General features: G+C 64.1%; 19 protein-coding genes and 5 tRNA genes. 12 read left to right on the top strand and 12 right to left on the bottom strand.

The window, feature by feature from the left end; all coding sequences use genetic code 11:
• Positions 1-151: 151 nt before the first annotated feature.
• From QPK29_RS32495 to cysS, 8 genes are all read right to left on the bottom strand, one after another.
• Positions 152-358, bottom strand: coding sequence for a helix-turn-helix transcriptional regulator (locus QPK29_RS32495; protein WP_056128184.1), 207 nt, complete (start codon positions 356-358; stop codon positions 152-154).
• Positions 359-456: 98 nt separating this feature from the next.
• Positions 457-1,728 (bottom strand): tyrosine-type recombinase/integrase, encoded by a 1,272-nt coding sequence (locus QPK29_RS32490; protein WP_371769840.1) that lies wholly within the window; start codon positions 1,726-1,728, stop codon positions 457-459.
• Between the two features lie 165 nt (positions 1,729-1,893).
• A tRNA-Ser gene (locus QPK29_RS32485) sits at positions 1,894-1,987 on the bottom strand.
• Positions 1,988-2,084: 97 nt separating this feature from the next.
• Positions 2,085-3,332 carry an aspartate kinase gene (locus QPK29_RS32480; RefSeq protein ID WP_160408667.1) on the bottom strand — a complete coding sequence of 416 codons (1,248 nt, stop codon included), beginning with the start codon at positions 3,330-3,332 and terminating at the stop codon, positions 2,085-2,087.
• 127 nt (positions 3,333-3,459) lie between these two features.
• Positions 3,460-4,881: a tRNA lysidine(34) synthetase TilS gene (gene tilS / locus QPK29_RS32475; RefSeq protein WP_371769841.1), complete on the bottom strand. Its 1,422-nt coding sequence runs from the start codon at positions 4,879-4,881 to the stop codon at positions 3,460-3,462.
• A complete protein-coding gene (locus QPK29_RS32470) occupies positions 4,878-5,855 on the bottom strand; it encodes an acetyl-CoA carboxylase carboxyltransferase subunit alpha (RefSeq protein WP_056128171.1) in 978 nt (325 codons plus the stop codon). The genes tilS and QPK29_RS32470 overlap by 4 nt, the downstream gene beginning before the upstream one ends.
• 61 nt (positions 5,856-5,916) lie before the next feature.
• Positions 5,917-6,585, bottom strand: coding sequence for a DNA-3-methyladenine glycosylase family protein (locus QPK29_RS32465; protein WP_056128166.1), 669 nt, complete (start codon positions 6,583-6,585; stop codon positions 5,917-5,919).
• A 20-nt stretch (positions 6,586-6,605) separates the two neighbouring features.
• Positions 6,606-8,003: a cysteine--tRNA ligase gene (cysS, locus tag QPK29_RS32460; protein WP_056128163.1), complete on the bottom strand. Its 1,398-nt coding sequence runs from the start codon at positions 8,001-8,003 to the stop codon at positions 6,606-6,608.
• Between the two features lie 248 nt (positions 8,004-8,251).
• Here cysS and QPK29_RS32455 point away from each other — a divergent pair, with 248 nt between their 5' ends.
• The 8 genes from QPK29_RS32455 to QPK29_RS32420 all read left to right on the top strand — a co-directional run bounded on the left by QPK29_RS32455 (position 8,252) and on the right by QPK29_RS32420 (position 14,077).
• Positions 8,252-8,866: a peptidylprolyl isomerase gene (locus tag QPK29_RS32455; RefSeq protein WP_160408665.1), complete on the top strand. Its 615-nt coding sequence runs from the start codon at positions 8,252-8,254 to the stop codon at positions 8,864-8,866.
• 31 nt (positions 8,867-8,897) lie between these two features.
• Positions 8,898-9,392, top strand: a complete 495-nt coding sequence (locus QPK29_RS32450) for a peptidylprolyl isomerase (RefSeq protein WP_371769842.1) — start codon at positions 8,898-8,900, stop codon at positions 9,390-9,392.
• A 57-nt stretch (positions 9,393-9,449) separates the two neighbouring features.
• A complete protein-coding gene (locus QPK29_RS32445) occupies positions 9,450-10,202 on the top strand; it encodes a UDP-2,3-diacylglucosamine diphosphatase (protein WP_371769843.1) in 753 nt (250 codons plus the stop codon).
• A gap of 139 nt (positions 10,203-10,341) precedes the next feature.
• Positions 10,342-10,707, top strand: a complete 366-nt coding sequence (locus QPK29_RS32440) for a GntR family transcriptional regulator (RefSeq protein ID WP_056128153.1) — start codon at positions 10,342-10,344, stop codon at positions 10,705-10,707.
• Positions 10,704-11,573: an ABC transporter ATP-binding protein gene (locus QPK29_RS32435; protein ID WP_036234786.1), complete on the top strand. Its 870-nt coding sequence runs from the start codon at positions 10,704-10,706 to the stop codon at positions 11,571-11,573. Before QPK29_RS32440 ends, QPK29_RS32435 begins: the two co-directional genes overlap by 4 nt.
• Positions 11,570-12,562, top strand: coding sequence for a hypothetical protein (locus QPK29_RS32430; protein ID WP_371769844.1), 993 nt, complete (start codon positions 11,570-11,572; stop codon positions 12,560-12,562). The genes QPK29_RS32435 and QPK29_RS32430 overlap by 4 nt, the downstream gene beginning before the upstream one ends.
• Positions 12,563-12,566: 4 nt before the next feature.
• Complete coding sequence (locus QPK29_RS32425) at positions 12,567-13,313, top strand: hypothetical protein (protein WP_371769845.1); 747 nt, start codon at positions 12,567-12,569, stop codon at positions 13,311-13,313.
• Positions 13,310-14,077: a hypothetical protein gene (locus QPK29_RS32420; protein WP_371769846.1), complete on the top strand. Its 768-nt coding sequence runs from the start codon at positions 13,310-13,312 to the stop codon at positions 14,075-14,077. The genes QPK29_RS32425 and QPK29_RS32420 overlap by 4 nt, the downstream gene beginning before the upstream one ends.
• Here the strand turns inward: QPK29_RS32420 and QPK29_RS32415 are convergent.
• From QPK29_RS32415 to rnr, 4 genes are all read right to left on the bottom strand, one after another.
• Complete coding sequence (locus QPK29_RS32415) at positions 14,037-14,726, bottom strand: YceH family protein (protein WP_371769847.1); 690 nt, start codon at positions 14,724-14,726, stop codon at positions 14,037-14,039. The genes QPK29_RS32420 and QPK29_RS32415 overlap by 41 nt on opposite strands.
• Positions 14,727-14,739: 13 nt before the next feature.
• A complete protein-coding gene (gene cysE, locus QPK29_RS32410; RefSeq protein WP_056128138.1) occupies positions 14,740-15,477 on the bottom strand; it encodes a serine O-acetyltransferase in 738 nt (245 codons plus the stop codon).
• A 212-nt stretch (positions 15,478-15,689) separates the two neighbouring features.
• A complete protein-coding gene (gene rlmB / locus QPK29_RS32405; protein ID WP_056128135.1) occupies positions 15,690-16,436 on the bottom strand; it encodes a 23S rRNA (guanosine(2251)-2'-O)-methyltransferase RlmB in 747 nt (248 codons plus the stop codon).
• Between the two features lie 3 nt (positions 16,437-16,439).
• Positions 16,440-19,037 carry a ribonuclease R gene (gene rnr, locus QPK29_RS32400; RefSeq protein ID WP_056128134.1) on the bottom strand — a complete coding sequence of 866 codons (2,598 nt, stop codon included), beginning with the start codon at positions 19,035-19,037 and terminating at the stop codon, positions 16,440-16,442.
• Between the two features lie 303 nt (positions 19,038-19,340).
• Here rnr and QPK29_RS32395 point away from each other — a divergent pair.
• From QPK29_RS32395 to QPK29_RS32380, 4 genes are all read left to right on the top strand, one after another.
• Positions 19,341-19,425: transfer RNA gene (locus tag QPK29_RS32395), tRNA-Leu, on the top strand.
• Positions 19,426-19,453: 28 nt separating this feature from the next.
• Positions 19,454-19,538: transfer RNA gene (locus QPK29_RS32390), tRNA-Leu, on the top strand.
• Between the two features lie 28 nt (positions 19,539-19,566).
• Positions 19,567-19,651, top strand: a tRNA-Leu gene (locus tag QPK29_RS32385).
• A gap of 40 nt (positions 19,652-19,691) precedes the next feature.
• Positions 19,692-19,776 (top strand) — tRNA-Leu (locus QPK29_RS32380).
• Position 19,777 lies beyond the last annotated feature (1 nt).

Below are 19,777 nucleotides of genomic sequence, written 5' to 3'. Positions count from 1 at the left end.
TTTACCTTCACTCATTCGCTGTCATCCTTTCGCGGACGACAGCTTAAACCACCGTCTCAAATTCGGGGTCCACTATAGAACACCGCGAGTACTCCGACAACGCAAATACAGCTGTGTGGACTACGCTCGACTTGCCAGTGAATCGCTTCAACTAATTCTGCGATCCCCTGGGCCTAGATTCCAACCAACTGTTTATCTCCCGCCAAAACCAGCCTGAGGATCTGGTCGACAGCTTGACCTGAGGCGGGAAATTACCCTTCTTGATCAGCAGGTAAATGCTCGATCGCGACAGCCCGGTCATGCTGATCACCTCCGGCAGCTTGATCATCCGGTCGCTCGAGTTGGCATCGGTAGTCATCTGTACTCCTCTTGAGTTCTCACTGGAGCCAAGATATTGCAATGGACGAGGAACGCAATCCCCCGAAAACCCGTCGGCGAGATACGGCCGCTCCAGCGTCAAGGCATTGAATTATCGGAGCGACCAGGTGGGGCTCGCATGGCGTCCGCTGTAACGCGGTCGATGTAGTCCGCCCAGCACTGCATCATCTTTCGCCGCTCTTCCAGGTACGTGGCCCAGTCGTACGCGCTCTCCAGCTTGTCCTTCTGCGCGTGCGCCAGCTGACGGTCGACGACCTCGTGCCGATAGCCCAGGTTTTCTTTCAGCGTGCTCATCGCCAGGGCACGGAACCCGTGCCCGGTCATATCGCCCTTGTACCCCATGCGCTCGATTGCCTTCAGCAACGTGTTGTTGCTCATGGGTCGCTTCGGGTCGCGCAGGTTGGGGAACAGATAAGTCCCGCCGCCCGTGTGCCGATTCAAGTCGCGCAGGAGCGCCAGCGCCTGCCGCGACAGGCACACGTGATGGTCGGTCTTATCGGGATTGATGCGGCGCTTCCCGCGCTTCATGCGCTTCCACGGAATGATCCACTCGCCCTTCTCCAGGTCGATCTCGGCCCACGGTGTCTCGATGAGTTCGCTAGTCCGGACGAACACCAGCAGGATCAGGCGCATTGAGATATGGGTCGGCACGCCCATGCAGGCCTCATTGGTATACAGCGCGCGCAAGAACTCGGGCAATCCGTCGGCACTGATCGCCGCGAAGTGCCCCTTCTCGCGTGGTTGCAGGACCTCGCGCAGGAACTCCGCAGGATTGCGTTCAGCCAGCCCGCAGCGGATCGCATACTTGAACACGCGGGAGCAGTTCGCGGTCTGCCGGTTCGCGATCTCGAGCGCGCCGCGCTGCTCGATAGCCCGGATGGCATCGAGCACATCAGGTGCCTGCACCTTGTTGATCGGCAGGTGTCCGAACGCCGGGAAGATATCCGATTCGAAGCGGCGCAGGATTTCTTCCGCGGTCTGCGGCTGCCACTTGTTGATCATGGTCCGATGCCAGTCGCGCGCGACATGCTCGAAGGTATTCTGCTCCACCAGCCGCGCCTGGCGCGCCTGCTCCGCCCGCGCGCGGGCCGGATCCGTACCGGCAGCCAGCAACTGGCGCGCTTCGTCGCGCTTCGCCCGCGCGTCCAAGAGAGAGACGTCCGGAAACGCGCCGAAGGCGAGCCTGTTTTCCTTACCATCGGCTTGCCTGAACTTCATACGCCAGAGCTTGCCGCCGCTGGGCATGACTTCAAGGTACAAGCCGCCTCCATCGGCGAGCTTGTATGGTTTGTCCTTCGCCTTGGCGTTGCGCACCTGCAGCTGAGTCAGGGGCTGTACCTGTTTGGGCATTTTGGGGGCATCCTGTCCGAGAAGGGGCAGCGTATGCCCCGAAAAATGCCCCCAAAAGTCCTAGCCATTCGGAGACATCGCTGGACAGTGAGGCAACAAAAAACCCGCCGTCTCTATGAGAACAGCGGGTTCTTTGATGTCCCTAAACCTACTGGGACGATGTTCTGGCGGAGGCGGTGGGATTCGAACCCACGATACAGGTTTAAGCCCGTATGCTTCCTTAGCAGGGAAGTGCCTTCGGCCACTCGGCCACGCCTCCAGTCAGCTTCAACGTTTATGCGTCAGCGCTGAGTGCACGCATATTAATGGCCACACCCTTTTTGGTCAAGGAAGCGCGGCCATTTTTTTGAAAAAAGTTAAGCTTGCTCCAGGTTAAACGCCTTGTGCAGGGCGCGCACCGCCAGCTCCATGTACTTCTCGTCGATCAGGACCGAGATCTTGATCTCCGACGTCGAGATCATCATGATGTTGATGCCCTCTTCCGACAGCGTACGGAACATCTGCGACGCGACGCCCACGTGGCTGCGCATGCCCACGCCCACGGCCGAGACCTTCGAGACCTTGGCATCGCCCAGGATCTTGTCGGCGCCGATTTCGGCCTTCACGCCTTCCAGGACGCCCATGGCGCGCTGGTAATCGTTGCGCGACACGGTGAACGTGAAGTCGGTCTTACCGTCGACCGACTGGTTCTGTATGATCATGTCGACCTCGATATTGGCCTCCGAGATCGGCCCGAGGATGTGGAAGGCGACGCCCGGCTTGTCGGGCACGCCCAGGACGGTGATTTTGGCTTCATCGCGGTGGAAGGCGATGCCCGAGATGACGGCTTGTTCCATGTTGCTTTCTTCCTCAAACGAAATCAGGGTACCCGAGTTGGCTTCTTCTTCGAGCGACATCAGGGGGTCGGTCAGCGACGACAGCACGCGCGTCGGCACGCGGTAGTTGCCGGCAAATTCCACGGAGCGGGTCTGCAGGACTTTCGAGCCCAGCGACGCCAGTTCCAGCATTTCTTCGAACGTGATCTTCGACAGGCGGCGCGCTTCGCTCACGACGCGCGGGTCGGTCGTGTAGACGCCGTCGACGTCCGTGTAGATCAGGCATTCGTCGGCCTTCAGTGCGGCCGCGATCGCGACGGCGGAGGTGTCCGAACCACCACGGCCCAGCGTCGAGATATTACCGTCCTCATCCATGCCCTGGAAACCGGTGATGATGACGATCCTGCCGGCGTCCAGGTCGGCGCGCACGCGCGTGTCGTCGATCGACTGGATGCGGGCCTTCGTGAAGGCCGAGTCCGTCTTGATGCCCACCTGCCAGCCCGTGTACGACACGGCATCCTTGCCGCGCGCCAGCAGTGCCATGGCCAGCAGGCCGACGGACACCTGTTCGCCGGTCGATGCAATCATGTCCAGTTCACGCGGGTCCGGCTGCGACATAATCTCTTTCGCCAGGCCGATCAGACGGTTGGTTTCACCGGACATTGCCGAGGGGACGACAACGACTTGATGACCGGCGTCGTGCCATTTGGCGACGCGGGCAGCGACGTTTTTAATGCGGTCCGTCGAACCCATCGACGTACCGCCATATTTGTGGACTATTAAGGCCATGACTGAAGGGATTTCCGCTTGTAAAAAATCAAATGAGCCTTTTACTCTACATGCTGCGGCGCGGAATCACAAGCCGTCAGGATGCGAAAGCTATACCAAATAGGAATATGGTAATACGGAAAGGGCATTAACCCGGGATGGCCGCCGTCGCGCTTTCCCAACGCAGCGCGATGCGCCCCGGACCCTCGGTCACGTGCCGGCAATCCATGCCGAGCCCCGCCGCGAACAGCAGGTCGAAACCGGCATTCACGATCGGCAGGCGCCCCCGCTCCCAGGCCGGGATGCCGCTCGCCTGGTAATGCATCTTGAGGCTGCGGCTGGGACGGTTGTGCGCCAGGCGCAGCCGTTCGCCGCCCTTGCGGAAATCGATCTCGAGTCTCTGCGCTCGCAACCAGGCCGGATCGAACCCGCGTTCGGCCGCATCGAAATGCAGCACCCCGCCGTAATCGGGAAACGCGATGGAAGCCTCGCCGTTCCAGCGGAAGGCCTGGGCGTGCTTGTCGATGATGCCGGCGTCCTCGGGATCGCGCATCCCGGCGAGGTCCGGCAGACGCGGCACGAGGTACAAATGGTCGCGGTGGCGGCGCACGTCGACGTCCGGGTGTTCGACGAGCAACTGCGCGTCCTCGCGCGCGGACAGGATCTGCGCCACCATCTGCGCGAGCCAGGCCGTCGCCGGCATCGCGAGGCGGCGCACGGTGAACCAGTGGCGCAGCAGGTTGTCGATGCGGTCGCGGCTCAGCGCGCGCACGCGGACGAGGTCGAGACCATCGCCGGCCAGGCAGGCCTGCAGGTCCTGTTCGCCCAGCTCGTCCAGCAGGCGCTGGGCCGAGCGCGTGTGGGCGCTGCTGCGCGCGATGCGTTGCTGGTAGCCGGGAAACGCGGCGGCCAGCGCGGGCATCACCTGGTGGCGCAGCGCGTTGCGGGCATAGCGCGGATCGGTGTTGGATTCATCCTCGACCCACGTGATGCCCTGCTCGCGCGCAAACTGTTCGAGGTCGGCGCGCGCGACGCCCAGCAGCGGGCGCGCCATGGCCAGGCGTTCGTCGCCCAGCAGGCCGGGCGCGCGATTGGCGGGGTCCATGCCGGACAGGCCGGCCGGACCGGAGCCGCGCAGCAATTGCAACAGCACCGTTTCAACCTGGTCGTCGAGGTGGTGCGCGGTCAGCAGCAGACCGGCACCGTGGGCCCGGCACATCTCACCGAGCGCCGCGTAGCGCAGCTTGCGCGCGGCGGCCTCGATGCCGCTCTTCCCTTTCGCGACCACGACGGCGCGCCAGTCGAACGGGATGCCCAGCGCAGCGGCGGCGGCCGCGCAATGGTCGCGCCAGGCGTCGGCGTTCGGGCTCAACCCATGGTGGACGTGGAAGGCGCGGGCGCTCAGGCCGTGCGCGTGCACGAGGTGCAGCAGCACCATCGAATCGAGGCCGCCGCTGAGGGCGACCGCGACGGGCGGCATGGCATCGGGGAGGCATTCTTCGCGCAGGGCCGCGATGGCCTGCGCGAACTGGGCGACGATCACGGCCGCCCCCTGCGTACGACGGCTCACTCTTCGCGCGGCGTCGTTTCCTTGAACTTGCCGTAGGCCAGCAGCTTGGCGTGGCGGGCATCCAGCAGTTCCCTGGTCTTCATGCCCTGGAACTGGCGCAGCGTGTCGGCCAGCGCGCGCTTGAGCATCTGGGCCATCTGGGCCGGGTCGCGGTGGGCGCCGCCCAGCGGTTCGTTGACGATCTTGTCGATCAGGCCCATCGCCTTCAGGCGGTGCGCCGTCAGGCCCAGGGCGTCGGCCGCGTCCGCCGCCCGCTCCGACGTCTTCCACAGGATCGACGCGCAGCCTTCCGGCGAAATCACGGAATACGTCGCGTACTGCAGCATCAGCACGGCGTCGCCGACGGCGATCGCCAGCGCGCCGCCCGAGCCGCCTTCGCCGATGATCGTGGCGATCAGCGGCACTTTCAGCTCGGCCATCACGTACAGGTTGTGGCCGATGGCTTCCGACTGGCCGCGCTCTTCCGCGTCGATGCCGGGGAAGGCGCCGGGGGTGTCCACGAACGTGAAGATCGGCAGGTTGAATTTCTCGGCCACCTTCATCAGGCGCATGGCCTTGCGGTAGCCTTCCGGACGCGGCATGCCGAAGTTGCGCGCCGCGCGTTCCTTCGTGTCGCGGCCCTTCTGGTGGCCGATGACCATGCAGGACTGGCCGTTGAAGCGGGCCAGGCCGCCGATGATCGACTGGTCGTCGGCGAAGGTACGGTCGCCGTGCAATTCATGGAAATCGGTGAAGATCGCGTTCACATAGTCCATCGTGTACGGACGCTGCGGATGGCGGGCGATCTGGGAAACCTGCCAGGGGGTCAGCTTGGCATAGATGTCTTTCGTCAGTTGCTGGCTCTTCTTGGCCAGGCGGTCGATTTCTTCCGAGATGTCGACGGCGGAATCGTCCTGCACGAAGCGCAGCTCTTCGATTTTCGAATCGAGCTCGGCAATCGGCTGCTCGAAACTGAGGAAAGTTGTTTTACTCATTGTACCTCCGGGTGTGTTCGTGGCCGCGGAAGATCATCCGCGCGGCGGCAAGGGCGCTATTTTATACCGGAACCGGATCCAGGCTACGCCACAAATACCATGTAGCAACTGTTCGCCAAGGTTCCCAATTGGCGGCGACTTCGCGCGCATCGCTGCGCGAGACCGGCTCGCCGGAGAAGTAATTCTGGCTGATGCCCTGGATCAGGCCGGGATCGTCCAGGGGCAGGACGTTCGGTCTGAGCAGATTAAATATCAAAAACATCTCGGCTGTCCAGCGCGTGATGCCGCGGATCTGGACCAGCTCGGCGATGACGGCTTCGTCATCCATTTGCGACCATTGGTCGGCATGGACGCGCTTCGCCTTGAAGTGATCGGCCAGGTCGAGGATGTATTCCGTCTTCCGTTTCGACAGGCCGCAGCCCGCCAGTTCTTCGGCGCCGGCCTTGATGACCTGCGACGGCGTCATCTTCGGGCACAGCGCGCGCAGCTTCGTCCAGGCGGACTCGGCGGCTTTGACCGTCACCTGCTGGCCGACGATGGAGCGGGCCAGCGTCGTGAACGGGTCGGGATGGCCGCGCAGGTGCATGTCGCCGAATTGCGGGATCAGCTTGTTCATGATGCGGTCCCGACGCATGAGCTCGGCCTTCGCCTCCGCCCAGTACGGTGGGACGGAAGGCTGAACGTCCGGCGGCGCCAGGACGGCGCCCGCGAGGTCCTTGGAAAGTGCCATGCTCGTGCGCGGAGGGCCGGTCAGGCGCGACGCCAGTTGGTGCTGCCGTCCGGCTTGTCCTCGAGCACGACGCCGCCCGCGGTCAGCTCGGCGCGGATTGCGTCGGCCTCGGCGAAGTTGCGCGCCTTCTTGGCGGCGGCGCGGCGCGCGATTGCATCGACGATCGCCGCCTCATCGAGACCGCCCTCGCCCGGCGTGCCGGCCTGCAGGAAGGCTTGCGGACTGCGTTCGAGCAGGCCCAGCACGGCGGCCAGCGCCTTCAGCTGGCGCGCGGCCGCGACGGATTTGCTCTTGTTGACTTCGGTGGCCAGGTCGAACAGCTCGGCCACCGCCAGCGGCGTATTGAAATCGTCGTCCATCGCGTCGCGGAAGCGCTGCGCATGGGCCTCGTCCCAGTCGACGGCGAACGGCTCGGGGCCGACATCGACCTCGGACAAGGCCGTGTACAGACGCGTCAGCGCGCCCTTCGCGTCGTCGATGTGGACGTCCGAGTAATTCAGCGGGCTGCGGTAATGGGCACGCAGGATGAAGAAGCGGATGACCTCGGCATCGTATTTCTTGAGGACGTCGCGGATCGTGAAGAAATTGCCCAGCGACTTGGACATCTTCTCATTGTCGACGCGCACGAAGCCATTGTGGATCCAGTAGTTCGCCATCGGCGGACCGAACGCGCCTTCCGACTGGGCGATCTCGTTCTCGTGGTGCGGGAACTGCAGGTCGGCGCCGCCGCCGTGGATATCGAAGTGTTCGCCGAGCATGGCGCACGACATGGCGGAGCACTCGATGTGCCAGCCCGGACGACCTTTACCCCATTTCGAGTCCCATTTGGCCTCAATCGGTTCGGATTCCTTGGCGGCCTTCCACAAAACGAAGTCGAGCGGATCGCGCTTGCCCGTGTTCACGTCCACGCGCTCGCCCGCACGCAGGTCGTCCAGCGACTTGCCGGACAGCTTGCCGTAGCCCGGAAAATTACGCACGGCATAGTTCACATCGCCGTCCTCGCCCCGGTAGGCGAGTTCCTTCGCTTCCAGCTTTTCGATAATCGACAGCATGTGCGGCACGTACTCCGTCGCGCGCGGCGCGAAATCCGGCGGCAGGATGCCCAGGGCAGCAGTGTCTTCGTCCATCGCCTTGATGAAACGGGTCGTGAGCGACGTCATCGTTTCATTGTTCTCGACGGCGCGCTTGATGATTTTGTCGTCGATGTCCGTGATGTTGCGGACGTATTTGACCTCATAGCCCGATGCCTTGAGCCAGCGGTAGATGACGTCGAATGCCATCATCATCCGGCCATGACCGACGTGGCAGTAATCGTAAACCGTCATCCCGCACACGTACATATTGACCTTGCCGGACTGGAGGGGAACGAATACCTGCTTGTCACGCGCGAGCGTGTTGTAGATCTTGAGTTGGCTCATCGGATGTTTGCTAGAGGGTTGGAGCATGACGCTCGAAACGCAGCCTTGCGGCAGTGCCGGGACGTGGCGGGCGCGTCGGGAGTGTCAGGACCGCGAATCTTGGGAACCTTGTTCTTTTTGATAGAATCGGCAGTCCGTCGCAAAGTATAGCATTGATAAAATCCCGGCTGGCCGCATATGCCATAGGTTTATTTTTCTGCAAAACCCTTGACAGCCCTTTGCGCTATATCCACCGAGAGGAAGCTACGATGCACGTCCTGAAATCGCCCGACGCCCGCTTTACTGCCCGCTTAGTTGCCCGCTTTGCCGCCGGCCTGGCCGCCCTGACCCTGTCCGCAACCGCGTTCGCCGCCGACCCGCAAGTCTCGCTGAAAACGTCGATGGGCGAGATCGTGCTGGAACTGAACCCGGAAAAAGCGCCCATCTCCGTGAACAATTTCCTCAAGTACGTCAAGTCCGGCTTCTACAAGGGTACGATCTTCCACCGCGTGATCGACGGCTTCATGATCCAGGCCGGCGGCATGGATGCCCAGTTCCACGGCCGCAAGACGAACAAACCGATCAAGAACGAGTCCAACAACGGCCTGTCGAACGAAAAGTATACGGTCGCCATGGCGCGCGAATCGAATCCGGACTCGGCCACCTCGCAATTCTTCATCAACGTTGTCGACAATCCCGGGCTCGATTATCCGAACATGCAGGGCTCGGGCTACACCGTATTCGGCAAGGTCGTGAAGGGCCAGGACGTCGTCGACAAGATCAAGGCCGTCGTCGTGGACGACATCCGGGGTCTCGAAAACGTGCCGGTCACGCCCGTCACGATCCAGTCCGCGACCCTCCTCAAGGGCGATAAAGTAAAATAACGAACTCGCAACTCCAACGATAGGAAAAAACATGACCACCGTACTCATGACCACCAACAAGGGCAACATCAAGGTCGAACTGGACGCCGACAAGGCACCGAAGACCGTTGCCAACTTCCTGGACTACGTGAACAAGGGTCACTTCTCGAACACGATCTTCCATCGCGTGATCAAGGACTTCATGATCCAGGGCGGCGGTTTCGAGCCGGGCATGAAGCAAAAGCCGACCGAGCAGACCGTCGAGAACGAAGCGAAGAACGGCCTCAAGAACGACAAGTACACGATCGCCATGGCCCGCACGATGGCCCCGCACTCGGCATCGGCCCAGTTCTTCATCAACACTAAGAACAATGACTTCCTGAACTACCCGGGCCAGGACGGCTGGGGCTATGCCGTGTTCGGCAAGGTCGTCGAAGGCCAGGACATCGTCGACCAGATCAACAACGTCAAGACGAGCCGCGCCGGCATGCACTCGGACGTGCCGAGCGAAGACGTCGTCATCGAGAAGATCGAAATCGTCCAGTAATCTGAACAAGGCAGGCATGACGCGCGGGCCCTGCTCCGGCGATTGATCCTGGAAGCCATGACCGCGCGCACGCTCGCACTCTTCATTTCCGACCTGCACCTGCAGGCATCCCACCCGCGTACGGCCGAAGCCTTTTTCCGCTTCCTGGCCGAACGCGCGGCGCATGCCGAGCGGCTTTATCTGCTCGGCGACATCTTCGAATACTGGGCCGGCGACGATGACCTCGACGACCCGTTCAACCGCAGCGTCGCCACGGCGCTGCGCCGCGTGAGCGACGGCGGCACGGCCGTCTACTGGCTCGGCGGCAACCGCGACTTCCTCGTCGGCACCGGCTTCGCCGACGCGGCCGGCCTCACCCTGCTGCCCGAACCGCACGTGGCGACCATCGGCGGCCGCCAGGTCGTCCTGGTACACGGCGACGCCCAGTGCACGGACGACGTCGAGTACGTGGCCTTCCGTGCCCAGGTGCGCGACCCGGCATGGCAAAGCCAGTTCCTCGCCATGCCGCTGGCCCAGCGCAAGGCGATCATCGCCGGCCTGCGCGAAGGCAGCCGCGCGGCGCACGGCGAAAAATCCTACGAGATCATGGACGTCACCCCGGCCGCCGTCGCCGCGCTGCATGCGGATACGGACACGGACGTCATCATCCACGGCCACACCCACCGCCCCGCCCTGCACGAGGCCGACGGCCAGCGGCGTTATGTACTGCCGGACTGGGAACTCGACGCGGATCCCATCCGCGGCGGCTGGATCGCGATCGACGAAGACGGCCGCATCCTGCGTTGCGATCTCGACGGTCGCACGATCTAAACCCCTCAATCCTGCTAGGTCGATGCTGTATTGACCATTGCCGGCATGGTGTTATACTTCACTACAACACCACGACTCTACATCACCAACATGGAGGCAGGCATGACATGGACTGCACCGCGACGCAAGGAGGCCGGCAATGACCATCGGCTGGAATGACAACTCTCCAATCTACCGGCAATTGAAGGACAGGGTGATCGGTATGATGCTCGATGGCGCCCTGAAGGCCGGGGATCCGCTCCCCTCCGTGCGCCAGATCGCAGCGGAATACCAGCTGAATCCGATCACGGTCTCGAAGGCTTACCAGGAACTGGTCGACGACAACTTAGTGGAAAAACGAAGGGGGATCGGTATGTACGTCACGGAAGGTGCGAGCGAGAAACTGCTCGCCAGCGAAAGGGAGCGCTTCCTGCGCGAGGAGTGGCCGGCGATGCTGGAGCGGATCCGCCGCCTCGGCCTCGACATCGACCAATTGCTGCGCGAACCGGCCGGAGGCGACAAATGAGCGCCGTGATCGAAGCGAAAAACCTCACGAAGCGCTACGGCAAGCGCACGGCGGTGAACGGCATCGACTTCACCATCCCCGCCGGCCGCATCGTCGGCCTGATCGGCCCGAACGGCTCGGGCAAGACCACCACGCTGAAGGCCGCGCTGGGCCTGATCCCGTTCGAAGGCGAGCTGTCCGTGCTGGGTCTCGACCCGCGCACCCACCGCGACGAGCTGATGCAGGACGTCTGCTTCATCGCCGACGTGGCGATCCTGCCGCGCTGGCTGCGCGTGCGCGACGCCATCGACTTCGTGGCCGGCGTGCACCCGCGCTTCAACCGCGAGAAAGCGGAACGCTATATCGCGAACACGAAGCTGCAGCCTGGCATGAAGGTCAAGGAGATGTCCAAGGGCATGATCGTGCAACTGCACCTGGCCCTCGTGATGGCCATCGATGCGAAGCTGCTCGTGCTGGACGAACCCACGCTGGGCCTGGACATCATCTACCGCAAGCAGTTCTACCAGAACCTGCTGGAAGACTATTTTGACGAGCACAAGACGATCGTCATCACGACGCACCAGGTCGAAGAAGTCGAGCACATCCTGACCGACCTGATGTTCATCCGCGACGGCCGCATCGTGCTCGCCGCGTCGATGGAAGAGATCGGCGAGCGCTATGTCGAGGTGATGGTGCCGCAAGAGAAACTGAGCGCCGCCAACGCGCTGCAGCCGCTCGACCGCCGCACCGTATTCGGCAAGGCCGTGCTGCTGTTCGATGCCGGCCCCGGCGGCGCGTCGCGCCAGCAGCTGGCCGCGCTCGGCGAAACCCGTAACCCGTCCGTCGCCGATTTGTTCGTCGCGACCATGAAAGGAACCTACGCATGAATACGAACACCATGAAATGGCTGCTCAAGCGAGAGTTCTGGGAGCATAAGGGCTCGATGTTCTGGGCGCCGCTCATCGTCGGCTCACTGCTCGTCGTGCTGCTGGGCTGCACGATCACCTACGGCATCATGCAGCACGGCATACCCGCGCACGTGACGATCAACGGCCAGACGCTGGATCACGCCCGTCTCGACCAGATCCTGCCCGAGGAAACGAAGCTGGTGGTCGCGAAGATCGCCACCGGCATGTACCTGGGCGCATCGGCGCCGCTGTTCGCGATCCTGGTCGGCGTCGTGTTCTTCTACTGCCTCGGCGCACTGTACGACGAGCGCCGCGACCGCAGCATCCTGTTCTGGAAATCGCTGCCCGTGTCCGATCCGATGACGGTGCTGTCGAAGGCCGTCATGGCGATGGTCGTCGCACCCGCGATCACGCTCGTGCTGGCCGTCGCCGCCTCGCTGGCCCTGCTCTTCATCGCCTGCCTGGCGCTCAGCACACAGGGACTGAATCTGTTCGCGTCGCTGCTTGCGTCGTCCGATTTGTACCTGTCGCCGCTGCGCCTCGCCGCCCTGCTGCCGGTGTACGTCGTGTGGGCGCTGCCGACCGTAGGCTGGCTGATGCTCGTGTCGAGCTGGGCGAAATCGAAGCCGTTCCTGTGGGCCGTCGGCGTGCCGGTCGTCGCGCTCGTCGTCATCAAGTGGGTCAACGCCGCGCTCGAGAATTTTTCCGGCCAGACGCTGCTGCTGTCGCACTATGCGAGCGACGTCGTCGCCCGCATCCTCGGCGGCATCGTGCCTGGCATCTGGTTCACGTTCCAGCCTGGCCTGCAGACGGGCATGCGTCCGACCGAACACGGTGTCGACATGGGCGGGCTCGTGTCCCAGTCCTACCTGTCGCTGGCCGGCGCCGATGCGTGGATCGGCGTGGTGCTGGGCGTCGCGATGTTGTATGCCGCCATCCGCATGCGTCGCTGGCGCGACGAGGGCTGAAGCCGTGCGCGCCACCCTCCTCGCCCTCTCCCTGCTGTCCGCCGCGGCCTGCGCCCAGGACGTCGAGCCGGGCGCAAGCCGCGAAGGCGTCGTGCACGTGAATTCGATCAAGAATCCGGAGATGCATTCCTACCGCGCCATCGCGGCCGGCCTCGACACCTTCGACGCGCAGCACGCGCTGGCGCCCGCCGTCCCGCAACTGCGGTTCGCCGTACGCAAGCGTGGCGGTGCCCTGCTCGAAGGCGACCTGCCGACCGCGAAGCTGACCGCCGATGCGTTCGCGCTGGCGCTGCCGGTCGGCGCCGACGCGCTGTTCGACGTCCCGCGCAGCCAGCCGGCGTGGGATGCCGACGCGGAACTCGTGCTGAGCCGCAGGCGCAAGGAGGTCCGCGTCTGGCCCTACGTGCGCACGCCGGGCCTGGCCGACAACCAGCGCCGCCTGGGCGACCTGCGGCTCGAATGCCAGGTCTTCGTCACCGTCGCCAAGAAAGAGGCGCCGTTCTGGGCCGTCGCGCTGGCCAACACCGTGTTCCTGACGGGCGACTGGTGCAGTTTCTTCAAGGACCAGGATCGCACGTGGTCCTTGAACGTGGAGTCGCCGCTCGCGTCCGCCATGCTGCGCGAAGGCGAGCGCACGCTGCCGCTGAAGGTGAAGGGGCGCCAGTTCGAACTCCCGCTGTATGACGCCAGCTGGGGCAACGATGCCGTCGTCGACCTCGCGTTCGTCGCGCCGGAAGGAGCCGCGCCATGAAGCGTACGACTGTAGCGCTGTGCGCGCTGCTGGCCTGCGCCCTGCCCGCCGCGCATGCGGACGACCCCGTGCCGTCCGTGCAGGTGAAGGGCATCGCGGATCCGGAAATGCGCTCGTACCGCAGCGTCGCGGCCGGCCTCGACGCGTTCGACGCGCACCGCGCGCTGGCGCCGCACGCCCTGCTCCGCTTCCGCATGCGCCACGCGGAAGGCGCCCCGGCGAACGCGGGCGACGGCCTGCGGCTGCGGCTCGCAAGCGACGACGGGAGCTTCCAGGAAGACGTCCCCATCGATGCCGCGGGCCTGCTCACCGTCGGCCGCAACCAGGCCGCCTACGATGCGGACGCCACGTTCATCCTGAACCAGAAGAACGGTTTGTACACGGGGCATCCGGAGGTACGCACGGCCGGCCTGCCGGACAACGTCCGCCGGCTGGGCGACCTGCGCCTGGAGTGCCGCGTCACCATCGCCATCGTCAAGGACCAGATGCCATTCATGGCGAAGGCTGCAATCAACACGCTGATGCTGACGTCGGACTGGTGCGCCAAAAAGGATTTCAACTACGGCACGCCGGCGCCGCGGCCGGGCGTGCGGGCCGTGCTGCGCGATGGCGAACGGTCGCGCACGCTGGAAACACACGGCTGGAACATGATGGTGCCGATCGGCGACACGGGCTGGCCGGACGACGCCCTCGTGCAATTCGACGAAGGCGTGTCCGCGGACCTTACTCGAACTGCTGACGAAACGCCGCGAACTGCGCCTTGAGTTCGTCGACTTCGCTGCGCAGCGCGGCCACTTCCTGCTCCAGCTGCGCCACGCGGGCGCCCGTCGAGCCGCCGGCCGCGCCGGCGGCTGCAGCACCGCCCGCATCCACGCGCGCAACGTCGATAGCCCCGCCGAGCAATTGCCCGTAGCGGGATTCCTTCGTCCCGGGCAAGCGTTCGAGCCGGACGACGAGCGGCGGGTACTTGTCGATGAGGAATTGCAGCGCGCTTTCCACTTCGGCCACCGATTTGAAATCGTGCAGGCGGCCCGTGCGGTTGCGGATCTCGCCCGCCGTCTGCAGGCCGCGCAGCATCAGCACGGCCAGCACGGCGACCTTGTCCTGCTCGAGCGTCCACTTGATGCGCATGCGGTGCTCGTACTTGATGACGCGTGCGCCGGCCTGGGCGATGCCGTTCACGAGTTTGCGCTGCATGAGGCGCTGCAGGGTGTCGTGGACGACGTCTTCCGACAGCTGCATCACGGGATCGCGGCTGGACAGCTGGTTGCAGCCGTTCATCACCGCATTCAGCGACATGGGGTAATTGTCGGGCGTCAGCGCCTCTTTTTCGGCAAGGACGCCCAGTACGCGGATTTCGTTGGGGTCGAGGTCGGATGCCGGGTCGAAGCTGCCCGGGATGTCGTCTTGCATCAGTGGTGGTCCTTTAATCTACGAGCCGGTTCAGTTGTGCCTGGTCGAGTTTATCACTCTCGTCCGGGGTATGGCAGCGGATGCCGGCCGCCTTCATCGTCGCGCACATGCGCTCGATCTGCTCGTCCTGCTGGGCCACGTGGTTGATCAGGTTGCGGAGCGCCTTCGACAACGGATCGTCGCCGTTCGGCGTGACGCCGTACGCGGCGAACATCTGGGCGCTGCGCGTCTGATCTTCCTTGCGCACGATGTGGGCCGGGTTGCCGACGGCCGTCGCGCCGGCCGGAACCGGCTTGACGACGACGGCGTTCGAGCCCACCTTCGCGTATTCGCCGACCGTGAACGCGCCGAGCACCTGCGCGCCGGCCCCCACGATCACGCCGCGCTCCAGGGTCGGATGGCGCTTCGTGCCCGCGACGAGCGTCGTGCCGCCCAGGGTGACGCCCTGGTAGATCGTGCAATCGTCGCCGACGACGGCCGTCTCGCCGATCACGACGCCGAAGCCGTGGTCGATGAACACGCGGCGGCCGATCGTGGCTCCCGGGTGGATTTCGATGCCCGTCAGAATGCGTGCGAAATACGAGATGAACCTGCCCAGCCAACGGAAGTTGGCGCGCCAACAAGCATGCGCCCAGTGGTGCATGACGACGGCATGCAGGCCCGGGTAGCAGGTGAGCACTTCCCATGCGTTACGGGCCGCAGGGTCGCGTTCGATGATGCTCTGGATATCTTCGCGCAGGTTGGAAAACATAGTCGTGATTCGTGCAAGTGAAGCAGCATGGTAGCGTATCCGCGCCGTACTTGCTTATGAGGGAATCAATTTTGGAGAGACGTCGTTCCCGCGGAAGCGGGAACCCATGCCGAGTATCAGAAATCGTAATTTCTGATAATAAGAAAGGCCCTGAATGTCAGGACGTCGGCCGCTCAGTATGGGTCCCCGCCTGCGCGGGGACGACGGTGGGATTACTGCGGCTCGCGCGCCAGGCGCTGGCGACGGGCCTCGTACAGGCAGACGCCCGAGGCCACGGAGACGTTCAGGCTCTCGACCGAGCCGAACATGGGAATGGAAACGAGGATGTCGCAGGTCTCGCGGGTCAGGCGGCGCATGCCCTCGCCTTCCGAGCCCATCACGAGCGCCGTCGGGCCCGTGAAATCCCCTTCGTACAAGCCCTTGTCGGCATCGTCGGACGTGCCGATCAGCCAGATGCCCCGCTCCTTCAGGTCGCGCATCGTGCGCGCCAGATTCGTCACGGTGATATAAGGCACGGTCTCGGCGGCACCGCTGGCGACCTTGGCCGCCGTCGCGTTCAGGCCGACGGAGCGGTCCTTCGGGGCGATGACGGCATGCGCGCCGACGCCGTCCGCCACGCGCAGGCAGGCGCCCAGGTTGTGCGGGTCGGTGATGCCGTCGAGGATCAGCAGCAGCGGCGGCCCTTCCACGGCATCCAGCAACTCGTCCAGGTTGCGCGCCAGCGACAGCTGGCTCGCGAACGCGATCACGCCCTGGTGGCGGCGGGTGCCGACGATCTTGTCGAGGCGCTCGGCGTCGACGGGCATCACGCGCACGCCGGCCGACTTCGCGTTGGCGATGAGGTCCTGCATGCGGCGGTCCTGGCGGCCGGCATCGACGAAGATCTCTTCCACACTGGCGGCCTCGTGGCGGAGGCGCGAGGTGACGGCGTGGAAGCCAAAAATCATTTTATTTTTCATGCGTTACTTCTTCTTCCTGGTTTTGGAGGCGCTCTTTGTGGGAGCGCTTTTATTCGCCGCGGTCTTTTTCGTCGCGGTCGGTTTTGCTGCGGATGAGGCGTTGCGGGGGCCGCGGCGGCCGCGCGTGGGCGGCACGAACACGACATCCTCTTCGCCTTCGTCGGTGGCGCCGAACGTGGAGGCGGCCGGTTCGGCCGGCGTTGCGCGGGCTTCCTGCTGCGAGACCGGCACGGCACCGTTCTTCGCCGCTTTTGCTTTCCTGCGGCGCGGTGCCTTCGGCTCCATGGAGTCCAGCGCGGCGGCACGGGCACGTTCCAGCGGCGCCGGCTCCACGTCTTTCGGCTGCGCCAGCACGAGGTCGATCTTGCGCGATTCCAGGTCGACGCGCGCCACCTGCACCGTGACGCGTCCCGTCAGCTGGTACACCTGGCCCGTGCGTTCGCCACGCAGTTCGTGGCGGGCTTCGTCGTACTGGAAATAATCCGTGCCGAGGCCCGTGACGTGCACGAGGCCTTCGACGAACAGCTGGTCGAGCTGGACGAAGATGCCGAACGGCGTCACGCCCGAGATCACGCCCGTGAATTCCTCGCCGAGTTTGTCCTTCATGTAGTAGCACTTGAGCCAGTTCTCGACGTCGCGCGACGCCTCGTCGGCACGGCGTTCGTTGGCCGAGCAGTGCACGCCCAGGGCATCCCAGATCGTCAGGTCCTTCGGATCCTTTTGCTTGCCTTCGGCCTTGTCCTTCGTCGCCTGCTTGCGCACCGCTTTCGACACGGTCGTGTTCAGCTTGGACAGGTCGATACCGGTCGGCTCGTACTTCTTGCCCTTCAGCACGGCCTTGATGGCGCGGTGCGTCAGCAGGTCGGGGTAGCGGCGGATCGGGCTCGTGAAATGCGCATAGGCTTCGTACGCAAGGCCGAAGTGGCCGACGTTGTCCGGGCTGTAGACGGCCTGCTGCATCGAACGCAGCAGCATCGTCTGCAGCAGCGTGGCGTCCGGACGCTCCTTGATGCGCGTCATCAGTTCGGCGTAATCGCGCGCCTGCGGCGTCGTGCCGCCGCCCAGGTTCAGGCCCACCTGCTTCAGGAAGGTGCGCAGCTGGTTCAGCTTTTCCTCGGTCGGCACCGCGTGGATGCGGAACGTGCTCGGCTGGTCATGGCGGATCAGGAAGTCCGCGGCGCACACGTTGGCGGCCAGCATGCATTCCTCGATCAGGCGGTGCGCGTCGTTGCGGGTGCGCGGCAGGATTTTTTCGATCTTGCCCATCGCATTGCAGACGATATACGTTTCGGTCGTCTCGAAGTCGATGGCGCCCCGCTCCTGGCGTGCCTGCAGCAGCGCGCGGAACACTTCGTTCAGGTTCAGCAGGTGCGGCACGATGCCGGGGCGGCGGCCCGCTTCGGGTCCGTTCGTGTTGCCCAGGATGGCGGCGACCTCGTCATAGGTCAGGCGCGCCGCCGAGTGCATCACGGCCGGGTAGAACTGGTACGCCTTCACTTCGCCGTCCATCGTGACGACCATGTCGCACACGAGCGTGAGGCGATCGACGGCCGGGTTCAGCGAGCACAGGCCGTTCGACAGCTTTTCCGGCAGCATCGGGATCACGCGGCGCGGGAAGTACACGGACGTCGAGCGTTCGATCGCATCGCCGTCGAGCGCATCGTTCGGCTTCACGTAGTGGCTCACGTCGGCGATGGCGACGAGCAGGCGATAACCCTTCGTGCGGCCGATCTTGACGGGTTCGCAGTAGACGGCGTCGTCGAAGTCGCGTGCATCCGCGCCGTCGATCGTGACGAGTGGCACGTCGCGCAGGTCGACGCGGTCCGCGAGGTCGGCGTCGCGCACCTCGTTCGGCAGTTTATTGGCCTGCTTGATGGCGGCCGGCGAAAAGATGTGCGGCACGCCGAACTTGCGCACGGCGATCTCGATCTCCATGCCCGGGTCGTCCAGTTCGCCGAGCACTTCGACGATCTTGCCGGTGGGCTGGCGGAAGCGCGACGGCTGCTCGAGGAGTTCGACGCTGACGACCTGGCCGGACTTCGCCTTGCCCGGCGAGCCGGACACGAGGATGTCCTGGCCGATGCGCTTGTCTTCCGGTGCGACGACCCAGACGCCGTTCTCGTTCAGCAGGCGGCCGATGACGTGGGTGTTGGCGCGTTCCGTGACTTCGACGATGGTGCCTTCGGCGCGGCCGCGGCGGTCGGTGCCGACGACGCGGGCCAGCACGCGGTCGCCGTGCAGGACTTTCTGCATTTCCTTATCGGGCAGGAACAGGTCTTCGCCGCCCTCGTCCGGGATGACGAAGCCGAAGCCGTCGCGGTGCGCGCTGATGCGGCCGGAAATGAAACTCGAGTGGTCCGTGAGCGCATATTCGCCCGCGGGATTGGCGCGCAACTGGCCGTCGCGCTCCATCGCATTCAAGCGGCGCGTGAGCACGCCTTCCGCTTCCGGGTTGACTTGCAGGGCTCGGGCCAGGGCGCCGCTGTCGAGCGGGCCCTTGGCCTCACGGAACACGCCGAGGATTTCCTCGCGGCTTGGAATGGTATGTGTTGGGTGCTTCAAATTTGTATTCTTTATCTTCTTGGTGGTGGCGCCGTCCATCTGACGGCGCGGATATCGTTACATTGACACGTAGGCACGCGTAGTGTAACGGAGGACCGGCGGATTCGCCTAACGTCGTCCGTGAAGCGTGCAGGGATAGTCCCGCTCGGAGGGACTTTGACATTTGCCATCCATCCGCTATACTTTCGGTCTCTTCGGAAACGGCCCAGCCGAAAACGAAGGCGCTGCGCAGGCGATGCGCGCCGGAATCGATCGAAAGTTGGTCTAGCGCAAAACGGCAAAGCCTGATATCGTAGCGGAATTCGACGGCAACGTCGAGCAATGCAAGCAAAGCGGTCCAATGCCCACGTGGCGGAATTGGTAGACGCGCATGGTTCAGGTCCATGTGCCGCGAGGTGTGGGGGTTCGAGTCCCTCCGTGGGCACCAGCTGGCGAGCATTGAAGTGGTTTTGTATGCCCACGTGGCGGAATTGGTAGACGCGCATGGTTCAGGTCCATGTGCCGCGAGGTGTGGGGGTTCGAGTCCCTCCGTGGGCACCAGCTGGCGAGCATTGAAGTGGTTTTGTATGCCCACGTGGCGGAATTGGTAGACGCGCATGGTTCAGGTCCATGTGCCGCGAGGTGTGGGGGTTCGAGTCCCTCCGTGGGCACCAGAAGCTACCGCAGTTTGTTGTACGTTTTGATGTTTTGCATGCCCACGTGGCGGAATTGGTAGACGCGCATGGTTCAGGTCCATGTGCCGCGAGGTGTGGGGGTTCGAGTCCCTCCGTGGGCACCAG

The sequence above is a fragment of the Massilia orientalis genome (assembly GCF_030411975.2).
Lineage (GTDB): Bacteria > Pseudomonadota > Gammaproteobacteria > Burkholderiales > Burkholderiaceae_D > Telluria > Telluria orientalis.
The sequence above is the reverse complement of the archived record's forward strand: the minus strand, read 5'-3'. Positions and strand labels throughout refer to the sequence as shown.